Genomic DNA, 19,063 nt, shown 5'->3' with positions numbered 1-19,063 from the left:
GAATATGAAAAAGCTGATTCTAATTATGATGCTGGTTTTCGGTTGTGTCATTGGGACGTATGCGCAAAAGACTGTCTTTAAGTTTCGTGATGCGCAGGCACGTGCCGGAGATGCAGTAACCGAAGTTTGTGTAAAGCCTACAGTTGTAGAGGTGAAAATTCTTGAAGAGAAAGGACGAATAAAGGATGTATGGACACTGAGCAGAGAAGAGGTGGAAGTTGCCATGAAAGGTGAGCTTGATAACATCCGTGCATGGGGAACTTATTTGTCCACTATCAAGAACGATTGTGATGTGATCATGGGAGCCACTTTTAAAATAGAGGATGATGAAAAGTCGGGAGGATATACGGTTACGGTCGTAGGTTATCCGGGCGTGTTCACCAACTGGCATACTGCCACGACAGAAGATTACGAATGGATACGTATCCAGAAACTTTCGGGTGCCGATGATAGAACCAAAATAGCACCTGTCATAAAGAACAAGAATTAATAACCAAAAAACATAGACAATAATGAAAAAAGTATTATCAATTGTTGCTGCGCTTTTGTTGTGCGTAGGAACACAGGCACAGATTGTATCATCCAGAAGTGCAATCGTCAAGACTCAAAAGCAAGCGAGTAACACACAATGGTTCCTGCGTGCAGGCCTGAACATCATGAACCTCAACGGTGACGGAGTTGAAGCGGATTCAAACATTGGCTACAATGCTACATTCGGCTATCAAAAGCCTATGGGCGGTGCCGGAGCATATTGGGGAATGGAATTCGGCCTCGGTTCCCGTGGGTTTAAAGCCGATGAAATGAAATGTATCGCACACAATATTCAATATTCACCGTTCACTTTCGGATGGAAAATTGGAGTAGCGGACAATCTTAGCATCGATCCGCATCTGGGTGTTTTTGCCAGTTATGACTATACCAGCAAAATGAAAGAAAGTGGTGAAAGCATCAGCTGGGGAGATTTTGCAGATTATCTGGAAGTGGATTACAATCATTTCGATGCTGGTATGAATATTGGCGTAGGACTGTGGTATGACCGTTTCAATCTGGATTTCACTTATCAGCGTGGATTCATTGATGTATTTTCCGATCTCGATGGAATCAAGACTAGTAACTTTATGATCCGTCTGGGTATTGCTTTCTAATTGAGACACATATTTTAATCATATAAATTTCAGCATTTGCGCTCTTTTTCTTTTGATGGAAAAGACGTGAATGCTGTTTTCTTAAACATAGCGACGTATGATAACAAGACTGAGACTTTGGGTAATTGTATTATTATTGGGTGGAGTACTGCCCTCTTTGATTGCACAAACTTTTACTGAACAAAAGAATACTTATCCGCTCAGTGCGGACGGCAGCAAATATGTAGTCAACGGATTTATTCCTTTCAGTTCGATGAACGATGAAAGTATTTATGCTAATACTCTGTTGTGGACTATTAAAAATGTTTGCCCTGCACAGCGTGACGGAATAACAGAAGTGAGCGTTCCTGCCAAGAGTTTTAGTTGTAACTTGGTGCTTACTTCCCAAGCGGATGCCAAACAAAAGAATACGTACTATTGTACGGCCCAATTTCAGGTAAAAGATGGGAAGCTGGTCTATTATCTTTCCAATATTCAGATAGAATCATCGGTGGTTATAATGAAGAAAGTCACTCCGATGGAAAAACTACAACCTGAGAAGAAGCCTTCTCACAAGGAAACTATGGATGACTTTGTGCAAATAGAATCGCAGATGCTGAACAAACTGTTTGATTTTGTCAGCACCAAACAGCTTTCTCCTATCACCCATTGGAATGAAATAAATATCGGTAAACCGGTAAAGGGGATGACGGAAGATGAATGCCTGCTGGCTTTTGGCAAACCGCAAACAATCTCAGAATCAAATGGTGAAGTGCAATGGATGTATTCCAGCTCTTTCTATCTTTTTTTCAAAAACGGGTGCGTGGAAACGATTATAAAATAAAGAAAAGAAGTAATCCCGAAATTGCTTCTCGTGTCTTATCATCTCTCTATTGATCGGCTATTGTGTATGTCTTTGGTAAGAGGAAGGCAGAGTGTGTGTGATAAAATGATCTGATAAGCAGTGAGGATTTACTAGAAATTCTATCGCCCTTATGATGAACTTGAACTTGGGGAGTTGTAATTTGCTGCCAATGTCGATTGTTTTAGTAATACTTCCTGTTGTTAAATTTAAAATTTTAATAATAAGCTTATTATCTTTTTTCCTTTGATGATAATATTCCTGTATCATTTATAGGAATATATGCAGTTTCTAAGCCTGCTATTACTAGTTGAAAGGATAATAAAAGTGTTGGGTATTTGGGACTTACTTTCGATGTTTTGTTATTATATATTTGTGCGCATTGAATCTTTGTTTATCTTAAAGCGGAACTTATATTTGAGATAAACAAAGGTTCTATTTGAAATGAACATACATTTTGCTTTATTCTCTTTACGCTCCACAGTGATTTGATATCCGTTTTGCCCTCATGCTCTAACAATTCGTCTGTATCCCTTTATTCATCGATGTTTTAGTAGTTAGAGATCCAATGGTAGCAGAGTGAGAGCAAGTGTTTGCTCTCACTCTTCCATGTATCATTATCTGTCATTTGTTTGATATTGTCATTTGATTTACAGTGTGTTAATATCTGAGGTATCAATTATTAACGATTGATGTTTCAGACATTAATAATTGAGAAATCAGTCTTTAATGGTTGATAACTCAGCTGTTTTTGAGTGATAAGTGATTTATTGTTTCTTGGAAGAGCAGGTTAATCGAACAGTTGGTGCGGTCAAGTTAATTGAATCATATAAGTAAGGCATCAGTTCCTGCCTTGTTTCACTCATTCCCTACGCTTGAAGCACTGTTTTCAAGCGTCCGAAACCTTGTTTTCACGGCTTTGAAACTTTAGTTCCAAGCCGATGAAACTTTAGTTCCAAGCAGGAGAAACAAAAGTTTCAAACGGGAGAAACTAAAAAGCTCTGTATAGACCAACCAACAGCCCATAAGTAACCATTGAAAACAAGGCAGTGTGACAGCAAAATTTGCCGTCACACTGCCATCACCTACTGCCGTCACCTCATTAATCACTCATATTCAAATTATTATCCCCGACAACGTGACAGATGACAGCAAATTATAGTTTTTTATTTTCATAGAGAGCTTGGCTGACACGTGAGTAGGGGTTGACTGAAAAGTCGGTAGTATCTCCATTCTCCTCCTTCTGGAAGGAGGAGTGGTCGCAGACCGAGGTGGTAGGATAAATAATGTTTGTTCCTATTTCTTTGTAAATGAAAGGATTATGTATTCACCTACCACCTCCCCCTACGGGTACTCCTCCTTCTGGAAGGAGGAGATTTAAGATAGAATTGACTTTTTAGTCAGCCCCAATAGAGGTAGACCCGACTTTTTAGTCAGTCCCCATAAGAATGTTAATCCAATTGTTGCGGATGGCATAGTTTTTTCTTTTTCAAACTTTGTTCTTCCCCCTACTTCCTCTTCATTTCCCTGGTGCATCTACCCGCGCTCGCCCTTCTAACGCGCGTATGAATATAATAATGTGCATGCCTTTCCTCTGTTCCTCCTGTATCCGAGAAAAATATGTTCTACAATATCCTTATGATTCAACACTTTAGCGAGTCTTTTCAAAAATAATTCAAAAAAAGAGTGATTTAAGTTTGGAGCATATTTGAAAAGGGGCTACTTTTGCACCCGCTTTCCAAGAGAAGAAAGCCTTGATAAATTGAATTAGTGTAAAAGCAAGGGTCTGCTTAAACATAAGAACAAAAAAACTTCCGATAAAGTTTGGAAGATAATGCTTAAAGTTCTTATCTTTGCAGTCCGATTCGCAAAGAAAAGGTGTTACGCTTTTCTTCTTTACCTTCTTTCCCTTTCGCTAAGAGAGTCTGAGAAACGATAGAAAAAGAAAAACGAAAAAAAACTTCCGAAATATTTGGTAGTTAAAATAAAACCTCTTACCTTTGTACCCGCTTTTAAAACGAAAGCAAAATGTTCTTTGAAATATTGATAAACAATACAAGTAGTACAAGAAAAAAATAGAACCGTCAATACTTGTCTTATATATAGTAATATGTGTGAGACGCAAGGTATTAATGAAGTCAATAAATTGTACGGCATCCTGAACAGAGCAAAAAACAGCAGTAATGCTGATTAAAATACTTTTACAATGAAGAGTTTGATCCTGGCTCAGGATGAACGCTAGCTACAGGCTTAACACATGCAAGTCGAGGGGCAGCATTTCAGTTTGCTTGCAAACTGAAGATGGCGACCGGCGCACGGGTGAGTAACACGTATCCAACCTGCCGATAACTCGGGGATAGCCTTTCGAAAGAAAGATTAATACCCGATGGCATAATAGAACCGCATGGTTTTTTTATTAAAGAATTTCGGTTATCGATGGGGATGCGTTCCATTAGGCAGTTGGTGAGGTAACGGCTCACCAAACCTTCGATGGATAGGGGTTCTGAGAGGAAGGTCCCCCACATTGGAACTGAGACACGGTCCAAACTCCTACGGGAGGCAGCAGTGAGGAATATTGGTCAATGGACGAGAGTCTGAACCAGCCAAGTAGCGTGAAGGATGACTGCCCTATGGGTTGTAAACTTCTTTTATATGGGAATAAAGTTTTCCACGTGTGGAATTTTGTATGTACCATATGAATAAGGATCGGCTAACTCCGTGCCAGCAGCCGCGGTAATACGGAGGATCCGAGCGTTATCCGGATTTATTGGGTTTAAAGGGAGCGTAGGTGGATAGTTAAGTCAGTTGTGAAAGTTTGCGGCTCAACCGTAAAATTGCAGTTGATACTGGCTGTCTTGAGTACAGTAGAGGTGGGCGGAATTCGTGGTGTAGCGGTGAAATGCTTAGATATCACGAAGAACTCCGATTGCGAAGGCAGCTCACTGGACTGCAACTGACACTGATGCTCGAAAGTGTGGGTATCAAACAGGATTAGATACCCTGGTAGTCCACACAGTAAACGATGAATACTCGCTGTTTGCGATATACAGTAAGCGGCCAAGCGAAAGCATTAAGTATTCCACCTGGGGAGTACGCCGGCAACGGTGAAACTCAAAGGAATTGACGGGGGCCCGCACAAGCGGAGGAACATGTGGTTTAATTCGATGATACGCGAGGAACCTTACCCGGGCTTAAATTGCAAATGAATAATCTGGAAACAGGTTAGCCGCAAGGCATTTGTGAAGGTGCTGCATGGTTGTCGTCAGCTCGTGCCGTGAGGTGTCGGCTTAAGTGCCATAACGAGCGCAACCCTTATCTTTAGTTACTAACAGGTCATGCTGAGGACTCTAGAGAGACTGCCGTCGTAAGATGTGAGGAAGGTGGGGATGACGTCAAATCAGCACGGCCCTTACGTCCGGGGCTACACACGTGTTACAATGGGGGGTACAGAAGGCAGCTACCTGGTGACAGGATGCTAATCCCAAAAGCCTCTCTCAGTTCGGATCGAAGTCTGCAACCCGACTTCGTGAAGCTGGATTCGCTAGTAATCGCGCATCAGCCATGGCGCGGTGAATACGTTCCCGGGCCTTGTACACACCGCCCGTCAAGCCATGAAAGCCGGGGGTACCTGAAGTACGTAACCGCAAGGAGCGTCCTAGGGTAAAACTGGTAATTGGGGCTAAGTCGTAACAAGGTAGCCGTACCGGAAGGTGCGGCTGGAACACCTCCTTTCTGGAGCGATGTCGTTACAACGATTTCATAGGTTCTATTATTGTACTACTGGTACTTGTTTATTTATAACATATAGATCAACCATCTATAGAAGTATAGATAGAGATAAACAAGAGAAAAGAAAGAAGCCGAGTCTAACATCAGGTAGACAAGGTTGAACTAGTCCTATAGCTCAGTTGGTTAGAGCGCTACACTGATAATGTAGAGGTCGGCAGTTCAACTCTGCCTGGGACTACTCCGAACAAAAATTGTCGTTGCCAATACAGTGTTGGAATGTTCAATTACTCTTGGGGGATTAGCTCAGCTGGCTAGAGCATCTGCCTTGCACGCAGAGGGTCAACGGTTCGAATCCGTTATTCTCCACCATCTCTGAAAAGAGAAACGATCTTTGACATGATGTACAAAAAGTAAAATTTAGTAAAGAGCTAAAAGTATATATCGAACCGTACGTTTTAAGTACCGCGATATTAAGTACTCCGGTTTAATACCTGATACTTAATACCTGATACTTAAAAGTAAGTTTGAAAGAAAGTAAGCAAGGGCGCATGGCGGATGCCTTGGCTCTCGGAGGCGATGAAGGACGTGATAAGCTGCGATAAGCTCTGGGTAGGTGCAAATAACCTTTGATCCAGAGATTTCCGAATGGGACAACCCGGCATTCTGAAGGAATGTCATCCATCTTAGATGGAAGCTAACGCAGGGAACTGAAACATCTTAGTACCTGTAGGAAAAGAAAATAATAATGATTCCCCTAGTAGTGGCGAGCGAACGGGGAATAGCCCAAACCACCCATGTTACGGCATGTGTGGGGTTGTAGGACCACGATGTCGCAAGACATTTGATGAGTAGAATCCTCTGGAAAGTTGAACCATAGACGGTGATAGTCCGGTATACGAAGTCAAATTAAGCGTAGTGGTATCCTGAGTAGCGCGGGACACGAGAAATCTTGCGTGAATCTGCCGGGACCATCCGGTAAGGCTAAATACTCCCGAGAGACCGATAGCGAACCAGTACTGTGAAGGAAAGGTGAAAAGCACTTCGAATAGAAGAGTGAAATAGTCCCTGAAACCGTGCGCCTACAAGCGGTCGGAGCTGTGTAAGCAGTGACGGCGTGCCTTTTGCATAATGAACCTACGAGTTACTTTTTCCGGCAAGGTTAAGCATCTTGAGATGTGCAGCCGAAGCGAAAGCGAGTCTGAATAGGGCGTCGAGTCGGAAGGAGTAGACGCGAAACCAAGTGATCTACCCTTGGTCAGGTTGAAGGTTAGGTAACACTAACTGGAGGACCGAACCGATAAGCGTTGAAAAGCTTCCGGATGAACTGAGGGTGGGGGTGAAAGGCTAATCAAACTTGGAGATAGCTCGTACTCCCCGAAATGCATTTAGGTGCAGCCTTGTGAGTTACTAATGTGAGGTAGAGCGACTGATAAGATGCGAGGGCTTCACCGCCTATCAAGTCTTGATAAACTCCGAATGCGCATTAGTTCTATCACAGGAGTGAGGGCATGGGTGCTAAGGTCCATGTCCTAAAGGAGAAGAATCCAGACCATCAGCTAAGGTCCCCAAATAAACACTAAGTTGAACTAACGAAGTCAGATTGCTAAGACAGCTAGGATGTTGGCTTGGAAGCAGCCATTCATTTAAAGAGTGCGTAACAGCTCACTAGTCGAGGAGTTTGGCGTGGATAATAATCGGGCATTAAGTGTTTTACCGAAGCTATGGGATCAGTAATGATCGGTAGGGGAGCATTCCACTCTGCGTCGAAGGTGAAGCGTGAGCTTTGCTGGAGCGTGTGGAAAAGCAAATGTAGGTATAAGTAACGATAAAGGGGGTGAGAAACCCCCTCGCCGAAAGACTAAGGTTTCCTGATCAACGCTAATCGGATCAGGGTTAGTCGGGTCCTAAGGCTCAGCCGAACGGTGAGGCCGATGGCAGAACAGGTTAATATTCCTGTACTACCTTAAGGAGTGACGTGGAGACGGAGCAGTGACAGCGCCGCGGACTGACGGAATAGTCCGTTGAAGGGTGTAGATGTTGATCATCCCAGGCAAATCCGGGATGAGAGTCGAACCTGATAGTATGGAGCGTTCTTCGGAACAATCCAATAGTGCGTGTAAGCATACTCCCAAGAAAATCCGCTAAACTTAATCCTTAAGGTACCCGTACCGCAAACGGACACACGTAGTCGGGTTGAATATACTAAGGCGCTTGAGTGATTCACGGTTAAGGAACTAGGCAAATTGACCCTGTAACTTCGGGATAAAGGGTCCCAACGAGAGTTGGGCGCAGAGAATAGGTCCAGGCAACTGTTTAACAAAAACACAGGGCTGTGCCAAATTGAAAGATTACGTATACAGCCTGACACCTGCCCGGTGCTGGAAGGTTAAGAGGAGATGTCATCGCAAGAGAAGCATTGAATTGAAGCCCCAGTAAACGGCGGCCGTAACTATAACGGTCCTAAGGTAGCGAAATTCCTTGTCGGGTAAGTTCCGACCTGCACGAATGGTGTAATGATCTGGACACTGTCTCAACCGTGAGCTCAGTGAAATTGTAGTATCGGTGAAGATGCCGATTACCCGCGATGGGACGAAAAGACCCCGTGAACCTTTACTATAGCTTAACATTGAATTTGGGTAATTGATGTGTAGGATAGGCCGGAGACTTCGAAGCAGGTACGCCAGTATTTGTGGAGTCGCTGTTGAAATACGGCCCTTTGATTATTTGAGTTCTAACTCGTAGTTGCGAGGACACTGTTTGGTGGGTAGTTTGACTGGGGTGGTCGCCTCCAAAATAGTAACGGAGGCTTCTAAAGGTGCCCTCAGGACGATTGGTAACCGTCCGTAGAGTGTAATGGCATAAGGGCGCTTGACTGGGAGACTAACAAGTCGATCAGGTAGGAAACTAGAGCATAGTGATCCGGTGTTTCCGTATGGAAGGGACATCGCTCAAAGGATAAAAGGTACTCCGGGGATAACAGGCTGATCCCTCCCAAGAGCTCATATCGACGGAGGGGTTTGGCACCTCGATGTCGGCTCGTCACATCCTGGGGCTGGAGAAGGTCCCAAGGGTTGGGCTGTTCGCCCATTAAAGTGGCACGCGAGCTGGGTTCAGAACGTCGTGAGACAGTTCGGTCTCTATCTATCGTGGGCGTATGAAATTTGCGTGGCTCTGACACTAGTACGAGAGGACCGTGTTGGACTGACCGCTGGTTTACCAGTTGTGCCGCCAGGTGCATTGCTGGGTATCTAAGTCGGGATTGGATAAGTGCTGAAAGCATCTAAGTACGAAGCCAGCCACAAGATTAGATTTCTTAGGGTCGTTAAAGACGATGACGTTGATAGGATGCAGGTGTAAAGGTGGTAACATCAAAGCCGAGCATTACTAATTGCCCGTTCACTTTCTTTCGGACGGTGCGGATCGCGATATATACGTTTAGCGAGCGTATCAGTAAGTTCATTCATTTGACTCTGATATCTTACTTAAGTTTTACTTTTCATCATGTCATAACCTTATTGAATTTATTCAGGTGGTTATAGCACGAGGGTTCCACCTCTTCCCATTCCGAACAGAGAAGTTAAGCCTCGTCACGCCGATGGTACTGCGTAACAGTGGGAGAGTAGGTAGCCGCCATTTTTAGAGAAGCCCTTCTGGTAGAAATACCCGAAGGGCTTTCTTGTTTTGGATACTTTCGGAATTTAAGACTGGAGGGCTTTCTTGGTTATACATATTTCCCTCAATTATTAAACTTGGCGGACTCTTTAAAACGTATGTACGCCTAACTACTTTTAACACATAAAATCACAAACTGCGAGAACAAAACACTTTGTACGTTGTTTCAATAATAGAGTTAAACTTTTATGCTTAAATGATGTGAATAACGACAAACGGATATATTTAATTGCTACATTTGTCGCCGAAATACGAGAATTCGATATAAACAACTAAAATAAATATCATGAAAGGTTCTGTGAGATTCATATTAGCGATTGTTCTGCTGATGCTATCATATAGCATAGGTGGAAATGCTATGAATATCACTTCATGTATTTCTCAGAGCGAATGCTCTTGTCAGTTGTCTGAATCAACTTCCGATACGAATTCTAATTCTTCATTTAAGACTCGTTCGCTGGGGTATGACAGATCATCCCAGTCTTTGTCTATTTCTGACGTAGAATTAGGCTTTAAATCAGTTACAGAAACATCTTCTAATAATTATCGTCTGCGTAGAATCATTGAATCCAATGATTTCTTTAAAGACGTTATGTATAAGTTCTTCTTGTTAAGAGAAAACTCACTTGTATTAGATCAAAGTAAATCCTATTATTCGGATAAGGATCCACATTACTCCATTATCTGCAGCGACTACTACGTGTTCGCTCTAAGACGTATCCTTATTTAATTACTTATCCCATCTTATTTACTTTTTCGTACCCTGTATGAAGCTGTGTGACTTTCATTCTTGAAAAGTCACAGGGTCTATAGCGCAGTGTATCTAATCATTTGAAAATTTTCTAAATAACTAAAATTAATATCTTAACAAAAAACTTATTATGGAAACTACTAAAAAGTCTCAGATTGTAGGTATAAAGAATGCCGGTATCGTAATCATCTGCTGTTTCATTGTAGCAGTGTGTATTTTTCAGTTCCTGTTGGGAAATCCGTCTAACTTTATGAACAATGACCCTAACAACCATCCATTGAACATGTTGGGTACCATTTACAAAGGTGGTGTGATTGTGCCTGTTATTCAGACACTGTTGTTAACTGTACTCGCTTTGAGTATTGAACGCTTTTTTGCTCTTCGTTCTGCTTTCGGTAAAGGCTCGTTGGCTAAATTTGTAGCTAACATCAAAGAAGCTCTGGCTGCCGGTGACCTTAAGAAAGCACAAGAGATTTGTGACAAACAACGCGGTTCTGTTGCCAATGTAGTTACTGCTACTTTGCGCAAGTATGAAGAAATGGAAAAGAACACTGCTTTGCCTAAAGAACAAAAGCTGCTGGCTATCCAGAAAGAACTGGAAGAAGCAACTGCTCTGGAAATGCCTATGATGCAACAGAATCTTCCGATTATCGCTACAATTACTACTTTGGGTACATTGATGGGATTGCTCGGTACTGTAATCGGTATGATCCGTTCATTTGCCGCATTGTCCGCCGGTGGTGGTGCCGACTCTATGGCTTTGTCACAAGGTATCTCTGAAGCCTTGATCAATACGGCTTTCGGTATCTTGACAGGTGCGCTGGCTGTTATTTCTTACAACTACTTCACTAACAAAATTGACAAATTGACTTACGGACTCGACGAAGTCGGATTCTCTATCGTGCAGACTTTTGCAGCTACTCATTAATTTGGCGAACCCTTTAAAATCTATTAATCATGGGTAGAGCGAAAATTAAAAAGAAAGATACGTTCATAGATATGACCGCTATGAGTGACGTAACTGTATTGCTTCTGACTTTCTTTATGTTGACATCAACATTTGTGAAGAAGGAACCGGTGCAGGTTACCACTCCAGCCTCCGTATCGGAAATCAAGATTCCGGAGACAGATGTACTCCAGATTCTGGTTGACCAGGAAGGAAAAATATTTATGAGCCTCGACAAGCAGCAGGATATGCAGGCTGTCTTGGAGAGTATGGGTGAAGAGTATGGCATCAAGTTCACTCCGGAACAGGCAAAGAGGTTCACAGTGGCTTCTACGTTTGGAGTGCCTATCAGAAGTATGCAGAAATTCCTTGACCTCCCGGAAGATCAACGGGACAAAATTCTGAAGAATGAAGGAATTCCTTGTGATAGTACCGATAATCAGTTCAAGTCGTGGGTGCGTAATGCACGTGCCGCCAATGCTGATCTGCGAATTGCTATTAAAGCGGACGCTTCAACTCCATACTCAGTGATAAAGAACGTAATGAACTCACTTCAGGATTTGCGGGAAAATCGGTACAATCTGATTACTTCTCTCAAAGCAGAATCTGAAAATTAAAAGGGAGGAAAGACAATGAGTGCTGAAGTACAAGAGAGCAGCGGAAAAAGAGGAAAAGGCAAGCAGAAGAAAATGACTGTCCGGGTAGACTTTACCCCGATGGTGGATATGAACATGTTGCTGATTACTTTCTTTATGCTTTGTACCACGCTGAGCAAGCCTCAGACGATGGAAATAAGCATGCCGAGCAATGACAAAGATATAACTGAACAGCAAAAGAGTATGGTGAAAGCCTCTCAGGCAATTACATTATTGCTGGGAGCCGATAACAAGCTCTATTACTATGAGGGAGAGCCTAACTACAAGGATTACACCTCATTGAAAGAGACTAGTTACGGGGCAAACGGGCTACGTGCCGTACTTCTTCAGAAAAATGCTGCAGCTGTCAATCAGGTAAGAGCTTTGAAACAACAGAAGCTCGATCTGAAGATAACAGATGACGAATACAAAAAGAAGGTTTCCGAAATAAAAAGCGGAAAAGATACGCCGACCGTCATTATCAAGGCGACGGATGATGCTTCTTATATGAATCTGATTGATGCATTGGACGAGATGCAGATATGTAATATAGGTAAATATGTGATAACGGATATTGCCGAAGCCGATGAATTCCTGATTAAGAATTATGATGCTAAGGGAGAACTGTCACAGAACTTGGCCGATAAATGATGTAACACCTAAAAAAAGAAAGTAAAATGGCAAAATTAGATTTAGCTTCTTCGGAATGGTGTCAGCTGATTTTTGAAGGCAAGAATCAAGCGTACGGTGCATATAGAATGCGTGCCAATTCACCCAGACGGCATACTATTGCAATGCTGATTGTGGTGGCGATAGCAATCGTTGGATTTACTATCCCTACGCTGCTTAAGTTGGCGACCCCGGAGCAAAAGGAAGTAATGACAGAGGTTACAACTTTGTCGAAATTGGCAGAACCGGAAATCAAACAGGAAGAGATGAAACGGGTAGAACCGGTTGCACCTCCCCCTCCTGCATTGAAGAGTTCTATTAAGTTTACTGCCCCTGTCATCAAGAAAGATGAAGAGGTGCACGAAGACGATGAGATCAAGAGTCAGGAAGAATTGACTTCTACCAGAGTAGCAATCTCCATTGCCGACGTAAAAGGTAATGATGAAGCCAACGGAGCTGATATTGCTGACCTGAAGCAAGTGGTGACACAGGCTGCAGAACCTGAAAAAGTATTTGATATGGTAGAACAGATGCCGACTTTCCCCGGTGGACAGCAGGAATTGATGTCATACCTTGGAAAAAATATCAAGTATCCGACAATTGCACAGGAGAATGGAACACAAGGTCGCGTTATTATCCAGTTTGTGGTAGAACGTGACGGTACTATCACCGATGTGCACGTAGCTCGTGGTGTAGATCCATACTTGGATAAAGAAGCCGTGCGTGTGGTACAAAGTATGCCGAAATGGATTCCTGGTAAACAAAATGGTAAAGCGGTACGTGTGAAATTCACCGTTCCGGTAATGTTTAGATTACAGTAAGAATGATGAAGAGACAATTTTGGCTGGTAGGAATCGTTTTGTTGGCGGTGTTGAGTGCTTGCCGTTCCAAATCGGATGGACCGACGGATACGTATTCGTCTGGGGTGATATCTATTGCGGCGGATGAAAGTTTTGAGCCTATTATACAGGAAGAGATAGATGTGTTTGAAAGTCTGTATCCTTTGGCCGGAATTGTTCCTCGCTACACGACGGAAGTCGAGGCTATTAATTTACTTCTGAAAGACAGTGTCCGGTTGGCTATTGCAACCCGGACATTGACTGAGGAAGAAATGAATTCCTTTCACAGCCGCAAGTTCTTTCCCCGCGAGATTAAGCTGGCTACAGATGGTCTGGCATTAATCGTTAACCGGGACAATCCGGATTCTTTGTTGACCGTACGGGATTTCAGCCGCATCCTCACTGGTGAGGCGAAAGACTGGAAGGATATAAATCCGAACTCCCGCCTGAAGAGTATTCAGGTGGTGTTCGATAATAAAAACTCCAGCACCGTACGCTATACAATGGATTCTATCTGTGGTGGAAAACCACTGGCTACTGACAATGTCAGTGCCTTGAAGACCAATCAGCAGGTGATAAAGTATGTAGCAGAGAATCCCGGCGCAATGGGAGTCATTGGTGTGAACTGGCTGGGCAACCGCAGCGATACCACTAACCTTTCTTTCACCGAGGAAATCAGAGTAATGGCAGTGAGTGCGGAGGATGTAGCTACTCCTGCTAACAGTTATAAGCCTTATCAGGCTTACCTGTATTACGGTAACTATCCATTGGCACGACCCATTTACGCATTACTGAATGATCCTCGCAGTGCGCTGCCTTGGGGATTCGCTTCTTTTATGACATCCGACAAAGGGCAGCGGATTATATTAAAATCTGGACTTGTTCCGGCTACTCAGCCAGTGCGTATTGTCCATGTGAAAGACGAATAATAACTAAAATTAGAGACTATCATGAAAAGAGTACAAATGTTTTTAGCTGGAGCGTTTATAGCAGTTGGGTCGCTCTATGCGCAATCATCTGATGCCGAATGGCAGGCAGGAGTTGCAAAATTGAAAGAAACCATTCAGACGAATCCGGCTCAGGCCAATGAGGACGCTGAACAGTTGATAAAAGGAAAGAATAAAAAGAATGTGGAACTTCTGGTGGCTATCGGCGAGGTATATCTGAAAGCCGGAAAACTTCCGGAAGCACAGGAGTATGCTGCTCTTGCCAAAAAGGTGAATGGCAAATCGGCTCTTGCCTCCGTACTGGAGGGAGACATCGCCTTTGAGCAGAAAAACGCCGGTCTTGCATCTCAGAAATATGAAGAAGCTATCTATTTCGATCCGAGTTGCACAGAAGCATATCTGAGATATGCGGATATTTATAAATCAGCCAATGCTGCTCTGGCCATTGAAAAGCTGGAACAGCTGAAAGCCCAGGAACCGTCCAACACAGCCGTAGATAAGAAACTTGCCGAAATCTATTATTTGAAGAATGATTTTAGTAAAGCTGCCGAAGCTTATTCGCGTTTTGCGATGGGACCGACAGCGACAGAAGAGGATCTGGTGAAATATGCATTTGCCCTCTTCCTGAACCATGACTTCGAGAAGTCACTTGAAGTGGCGAATATGGGATTGAAAAAGAATGCGCGTCACGCGGCGTTCAATCGCCTGGCAATGTATAATTATACAGACCTGAAGCGCTTTGATGAAGCAATAAAGGCAGCGGATGCTTTCTTTACCGAATCGGACAAGGCTGATTATTCATACCTTGATTACATGTATTACGGGCATTTACTCGAAGCTCTGAAAAAATATGATGAAGCTGTAGAGCAATATGAGAAAGCCATACAATTAGATCCGACAAAGACGGACTTATACAAAAATATCTCTTCTGCCTATGAACAGAAGAATGATTATAAAAAAGCAATCAGTGCATACCAAAAATATTATGCATCTCTTGATAAGGAACATCAGACTCCGGATTTACAATTCCAGTTTGGCAGACTTTATTATGGTGCAGGTACGCAGACTGATTCACTGACAATCAATGCTGAAGAGCGCAAGCAGGCTTTGATGGCCGCTGATTCTGTTTTCCATTCCATCGCAGAAGCAGCACCGGACAGCTACCTGGGTAATTTTTGGAGGGCACGTGCCAATTCCGCACTGGACCCCGAAACGACTCTTGGACTGGCGAAGCCTTTCTATGAGGAGGTAGCCACCCTGCTGGAAAGCAAGAATGATCCTCATTACAATTCAGCTTTGATTGAGTGCTACAGTTATCTTGGATATTACTACTTGTTGGCTATTGAAAATCCGGCACTGAAAGCGGAAGCAATGGCGAATAAAGAAAAATCTAAGGAGTATTGGAGCAAAATTCTGGCTATAGACTCCACTAATGCTACTGCTAAAAGGGCATTGGATGGCATCAAATAGTGAATAATTTTAGTTGTTTGTCGTGACAGGAGGAGTGGAGAGTGATCTTAGCTCCTCCTTTTTTTTATTGTCACGTTTAGCTGTTTTTCAGTCTGTTACATTCCTTTGGTAAGCGTAAAGCAGTCGATGTCCGGTGCCCAGTTGTAGCTGTTACCCATACGGATATGATTGTAACCGGCTTTCAGATCAACGGGGATTGTTACTTGATTGTGCTTGTCATCCTCTCCCAGCGAATCGATTTTGGTTACGATGCCGTTGACATCTATCTCCAGTTGTCTTCCTTTGCCGAATGAATAATGAACCGTCATTTGGTAACGTCCGCCGTCTGCGCTGTATACTTCCGACCATTCTGCGTAATTCTCCGGTTGTCCGCCCAAGAAACCTACTTTCATTTTTCCGGAAGCTTCCTGATCGGCAGCATATATGATGCCTTTCGGATTTTTGCCGAGATCATTGAACATTGGCAGGTATGCCCATTCTGCTTCATATAATGTCGGTTCCAGACGTGTTTCTCCTTCCATGCGGAGGAACATAGCGCTGTGTGCAGGAAGCGTTTGCTCAAAGACATCAGAGAAATTTCCCAAATCACTGCGTTTTGCCAAGTCACGTACTTTTACGTTCCCGCCAAATTCCAGTGCCGAGAAAGGTACGGAGAAGCTACAAACGGTGTCCGATGGATTGTAAAGAGCAACGGCACGTACATTTCCACGTTTTTGTTCGATGTCTTTTACCAGTACATAGCCTTCGTTTTCATGTTGTGCTACGTATGCCTGCAAGCCTAGCGGGTCTTGGTTCAGAGCGATTAATTCTTTGTTTGTCAGCAGTTCAAGAGAAGATTCCGGCAGACTTTCCAGATTACATCCGATCAGCAGGGGTGAGCTCATGATACACCATAAGCCGAAGTGAGCTTCTTCTTCTGTCGGGGTAAGTCCTTTTCCTCCTACTTTGCTGTTGTCGCGGAAACCGATGACCATCATATCCATGTCATTGTAATGTCCGTCTTTGGCGTAGGCAGACAAGTATAGGTTTTTGCCGACCACATATTTCAATGAACCCCAATGCGCATTGATGTCACCACTGATACGCCATGAAGTAGCTACATCCTTTGCCCATGTGCCGGGAAAAGCCCAACGGCAGATGTTGACAGAGACGTCCTTGTTTACTTTGTCGATGCTGTTCTGGATGGAAGTATAGCGTTCCTGTTCATTCAGGCCCAGTACATCTCCGCCGCAATAGTCTATCTTGATAAAGTCGAATCCCCAATCGCTGAAATAGAGTTGGGCGTCTTGTTGCTCATGTCCGTAAATACCGGCACCTACTCCTGCATGATCGTTGTCCCAGATAGAACCGCAAGTGTTGTTGCCCGCATCTGTATAAATACCGGCTTTCATTCCAAGACTATGTATATGGTCGGCAACCGGTTTCATTCCATTCGGGAAACGGTTTTTGTTGGTCTGCATTTTTCCATTGCCATCTCGTTCGCCGAAGAAACCATCATCAATATTAATATAGTGATATCCTGCGTCTTTCAGACCTTTTTTAACCATCAGGTCGGCCTGATTTTTAATAATATCTTCACTGATATCTACTCGGAAGGCGTTCCATGAACTCCAACCCATAATAGGGGGATTGACTGCTTTTTCACTTCCGGATTGAGAAACCTGAGTTTCTGTACAACTAACACATAACAAGGAAACTACCGCTGTGGCTAAAAGGTGGAATCTGTTTTTCATGATGTAACAGGTTGATGAATTAATGGGATTAAATAAAATATTGGTAACAAAGATATAAATGAATCTATTGGCGTGCAAATAAATTAAACTGAAAATAGGGAGGAATCGAACGAAAAAGAATTTGATTATTGAATTATCTGATGGATTATCAGTACGTTACCAAAGTGAATTAAAACAAAAAGCGACAAATGATAAAATCATTTGTCGCTTTTGTCGGAATGAGGCGACTCGAACGCCCGACCCCTACGTCCCGAACGTAGTGCGCTACCAACTGCGCTACATTCCGCTCTTGAATGTGATGTTGTTGAAAATTGAGCTTTGAAAGTTTTTATTCGTAAAACTCTGATTAACATTACAATTTCTATCACATTATAATCAAATAAATAGATTGTATATATGTTAAATGTTAACTTATACTGCTCTTATTTTTTTGACGGTGCAAAGATATGGAAAAGGTTCGATTTATCCAAATACTATAGGAATATTTTTTGGAGGGAACTTTATAATGTATTCTTTTATGATGATAAGAACAAAACTATATCCCGTGTCCTTCTCTTTGGTGCTGGTTTTTTAGACAAAGAGTTTATCTCCTAATGAGAAACTGAAATATTCATTATTAGGTATACCGGCAATATACAAAATTGAATATATGCGGATATTAGTTCTAGTATATATACATTTTAATACCTTTCTTCTTAAGAGAAGTTTCCAATCTGTTAATAATTAATTAATAATATTTCAACGAATAATGAATTAACTAGAAATATGTATAGATTACAAAGTTTTGCAAATCCTTAGTTTTTAATAGTTTAGCTAAAAAAAAAGTTTATATTTTATATTGTCATTTACAATATTTTATATAATTTTGCAACAGGTTGGATACATCTCTTAAGAAGAGATATATTTGAAATGTCATTTATTTCTACTCATATATATAGGGGTGTTGAAAAGGTATATGTAACATTGATTTGATATATAACGCATGTCTAAAATATTTCTATTTCCGATATATAGGACAAATGTGGTTCGAGCTATATGCGTGTATGTGTGAATTTAGTAATATATAATACTTATATATATGAAAAAAAACAAATTGAAACTGTATGCAATTCTGATTTTTGTGCTTCTTTGCACAGAAGTACATTGTCAGAAAGTAGCAATCAAAAGCAATTTATTGTATGATGTTACTGCAACTGTTAATGCAGGAATAGAAGTTGGCCTTGCTCCGAAATGGACATTTGATCTTTCCGCTAACTATAATGGCTGGACTTTTTCACATGAGCGTAAGTGGAAACATTGGCTTCTGCAACCAGAAGGACGTTATTGGTTTTGTGATCGTTTCGCTGGTCATTTTGTTGGTGTTCATGCTTTGGGTGGGCAGTATAACATTGGTAATCTGAACAATCATATTTCGTTTCTTGGAACAGATTTATCTGTGCTTTCTGATCGTCGTTATCAAGGTTGGTTTGCCGGTGGTGGCATTGCGTATGGTTATGCGTGGATATTGAACAAACGTTGGAATTTGGAAGCGGAGTTAGGCTTGGGCTGGATTTATACTCGCTACGACAGTTATCCCTGTGCCCAATGCGGTACAAAAATAGCCGATGGAAAATCGCATAATTATGTTGGGCCCACAAAAGCGGCAGTCAATCTCATATATACTTTTTAAATCACACAAATTACGGA

12 protein-coding genes, 3 tRNA genes and 3 rRNA genes are annotated in these 19,063 nt (G+C 42.4%); 16 read left to right on the top strand and 2 right to left on the bottom strand.

Annotation, left to right across the window (positions count from 1 at the left end):
• Window positions 1-4: 4 nt before the first annotated feature.
• From ACHLI0_RS10995 to ACHLI0_RS10925, 15 genes are all read left to right on the top strand, one after another.
• The gene (locus ACHLI0_RS10995; RefSeq protein WP_008762073.1) at window positions 5-490 is read left to right on the top strand and encodes a hypothetical protein; all 486 of its coding nucleotides are present in this window, start codon (window positions 5-7) and stop codon (window positions 488-490) included.
• 22 nt (window positions 491-512) lie between these two features.
• On the top strand, window positions 513-1,145 hold the full coding sequence (locus ACHLI0_RS10990) for an outer membrane beta-barrel protein (protein WP_008762074.1): 633 nt from the start codon (window positions 513-515) through the stop codon (window positions 1,143-1,145).
• A gap of 97 nt (window positions 1,146-1,242) precedes the next feature.
• Window positions 1,243-1,968: a hypothetical protein gene (locus ACHLI0_RS10985; RefSeq protein ID WP_490749168.1), complete on the top strand. Its 726-nt coding sequence runs from the start codon at window positions 1,243-1,245 to the stop codon at window positions 1,966-1,968.
• A 2,221-nt stretch (window positions 1,969-4,189) separates the two neighbouring features.
• Window positions 4,190-5,718 (top strand): 16S ribosomal RNA (locus ACHLI0_RS10980).
• A gap of 161 nt (window positions 5,719-5,879) precedes the next feature.
• Window positions 5,880-5,953 (top strand) — tRNA-Ile (locus ACHLI0_RS10975).
• A 54-nt stretch (window positions 5,954-6,007) separates the two neighbouring features.
• Window positions 6,008-6,084, top strand: a tRNA-Ala gene (locus ACHLI0_RS10970).
• 159 nt (window positions 6,085-6,243) lie between these two features.
• A 23S ribosomal RNA gene (locus ACHLI0_RS10965) occupies window positions 6,244-9,123 on the top strand.
• Between the two features lie 117 nt (window positions 9,124-9,240).
• Window positions 9,241-9,351, top strand: a 5S ribosomal RNA gene (gene rrf, locus ACHLI0_RS10960).
• The 16S, 23S and 5S rRNA genes sit together here with 2 tRNA genes alongside, the layout of an rRNA operon.
• A 322-nt stretch (window positions 9,352-9,673) precedes the next feature.
• Window positions 9,674-10,117, top strand: a complete 444-nt coding sequence (locus ACHLI0_RS10955; RefSeq protein WP_011108440.1) for a DUF8440 family protein — start codon at window positions 9,674-9,676, stop codon at window positions 10,115-10,117.
• A 151-nt stretch (window positions 10,118-10,268) separates the two neighbouring features.
• The gene (locus ACHLI0_RS10950; protein WP_008763543.1) at window positions 10,269-11,066 is read left to right on the top strand and encodes a MotA/TolQ/ExbB proton channel family protein; all 798 of its coding nucleotides are present in this window, start codon (window positions 10,269-10,271) and stop codon (window positions 11,064-11,066) included.
• Window positions 11,067-11,095: 29 nt separating this feature from the next.
• Window positions 11,096-11,701, top strand: coding sequence for an ExbD/TolR family protein (locus tag ACHLI0_RS10945; protein ID WP_008763544.1), 606 nt, complete (start codon window positions 11,096-11,098; stop codon window positions 11,699-11,701).
• Between the two features lie 15 nt (window positions 11,702-11,716).
• Window positions 11,717-12,370 carry an ExbD/TolR family protein gene (locus ACHLI0_RS10940; RefSeq protein WP_055221859.1) on the top strand — a complete coding sequence of 218 codons (654 nt, stop codon included), beginning with the start codon at window positions 11,717-11,719 and terminating at the stop codon, window positions 12,368-12,370.
• 26 nt (window positions 12,371-12,396) lie between these two features.
• A complete protein-coding gene (locus ACHLI0_RS10935) occupies window positions 12,397-13,209 on the top strand; it encodes an energy transducer TonB (protein ID WP_234120801.1) in 813 nt (270 codons plus the stop codon).
• A 2-nt stretch (window positions 13,210-13,211) separates the two neighbouring features.
• Complete coding sequence (locus tag ACHLI0_RS10930) at window positions 13,212-14,156, top strand: PstS family phosphate ABC transporter substrate-binding protein (protein WP_008763547.1); 945 nt, start codon at window positions 13,212-13,214, stop codon at window positions 14,154-14,156.
• A 21-nt stretch (window positions 14,157-14,177) separates the two neighbouring features.
• A complete protein-coding gene (locus ACHLI0_RS10925; protein ID WP_055221853.1) occupies window positions 14,178-15,644 on the top strand; it encodes a tetratricopeptide repeat protein in 1,467 nt (488 codons plus the stop codon).
• 95 nt (window positions 15,645-15,739) lie between these two features.
• Here the strand turns inward: ACHLI0_RS10925 and ACHLI0_RS10920 are convergent, their stop codons facing one another.
• Both ACHLI0_RS10920 and ACHLI0_RS10915 read right to left on the bottom strand, forming a co-directional pair.
• Entirely contained in the window at window positions 15,740-17,377 is a 1,638-nt protein-coding gene (locus ACHLI0_RS10920) for an alpha-galactosidase D (protein WP_490749166.1), read from the bottom strand.
• Between the two features lie 213 nt (window positions 17,378-17,590).
• Window positions 17,591-17,663, bottom strand: a tRNA-Pro gene (locus ACHLI0_RS10915).
• A 792-nt stretch (window positions 17,664-18,455) separates the two neighbouring features.
• Here ACHLI0_RS10915 and ACHLI0_RS10910 point away from each other — a divergent pair.
• Window positions 18,456-19,046 carry a DUF3575 domain-containing protein gene (locus tag ACHLI0_RS10910; RefSeq protein WP_490749164.1) on the top strand — a complete coding sequence of 197 codons (591 nt, stop codon included), beginning with the start codon at window positions 18,456-18,458 and terminating at the stop codon, window positions 19,044-19,046.
• Window positions 19,047-19,063 lie beyond the last annotated feature (17 nt).

The organism is Bacteroides sp. RCH18 (assembly GCF_058231005.1).
The sequence above is the reverse complement of the archived record's forward strand: the minus strand, read 5'-3'. Positions and strand labels throughout refer to the sequence as shown.

Excerpts from the sequence above, each read along its gene's own strand:
- ACHLI0_RS10925 (WP_055221853.1), top strand. The coding sequence starts at position 14,178 with ATGAAAAGAGTACAAATGTTTTTAGCTGGAGCGTTTATAGCAGTTGGG.
- ACHLI0_RS10985 (WP_490749168.1), top strand. The coding sequence starts at position 1,243 with ATGATAACAAGACTGAGACTTTGGGTAATTGTATTATTATTGGGTGGA.
- ACHLI0_RS10920 (WP_490749166.1), bottom strand. The coding sequence starts at position 17,377 with ATGAAAAACAGATTCCACCTTTTAGCCACAGCGGTAGTTTCCTTGTTA.
- ACHLI0_RS10950 (WP_008763543.1), top strand. The coding sequence starts at position 10,269 with ATGGAAACTACTAAAAAGTCTCAGATTGTAGGTATAAAGAATGCCGGT.
- ACHLI0_RS10955 (WP_011108440.1), top strand. The coding sequence starts at position 9,674 with ATGAAAGGTTCTGTGAGATTCATATTAGCGATTGTTCTGCTGATGCTA.
- ACHLI0_RS10940 (WP_055221859.1), top strand. The coding sequence starts at position 11,717 with ATGAGTGCTGAAGTACAAGAGAGCAGCGGAAAAAGAGGAAAAGGCAAG.
- ACHLI0_RS10995 (WP_008762073.1), top strand. The coding sequence starts at position 5 with ATGAAAAAGCTGATTCTAATTATGATGCTGGTTTTCGGTTGTGTCATT.
- ACHLI0_RS10935 (WP_234120801.1), top strand. The coding sequence starts at position 12,397 with ATGGCAAAATTAGATTTAGCTTCTTCGGAATGGTGTCAGCTGATTTTT.
- ACHLI0_RS10910 (WP_490749164.1), top strand. The coding sequence starts at position 18,456 with ATGAAAAAAAACAAATTGAAACTGTATGCAATTCTGATTTTTGTGCTT.
- ACHLI0_RS10945 (WP_008763544.1), top strand. The coding sequence starts at position 11,096 with ATGGGTAGAGCGAAAATTAAAAAGAAAGATACGTTCATAGATATGACC.
- ACHLI0_RS10930 (WP_008763547.1), top strand. The coding sequence starts at position 13,212 with ATGATGAAGAGACAATTTTGGCTGGTAGGAATCGTTTTGTTGGCGGTG.
- ACHLI0_RS10990 (WP_008762074.1), top strand. The coding sequence starts at position 513 with ATGAAAAAAGTATTATCAATTGTTGCTGCGCTTTTGTTGTGCGTAGGA.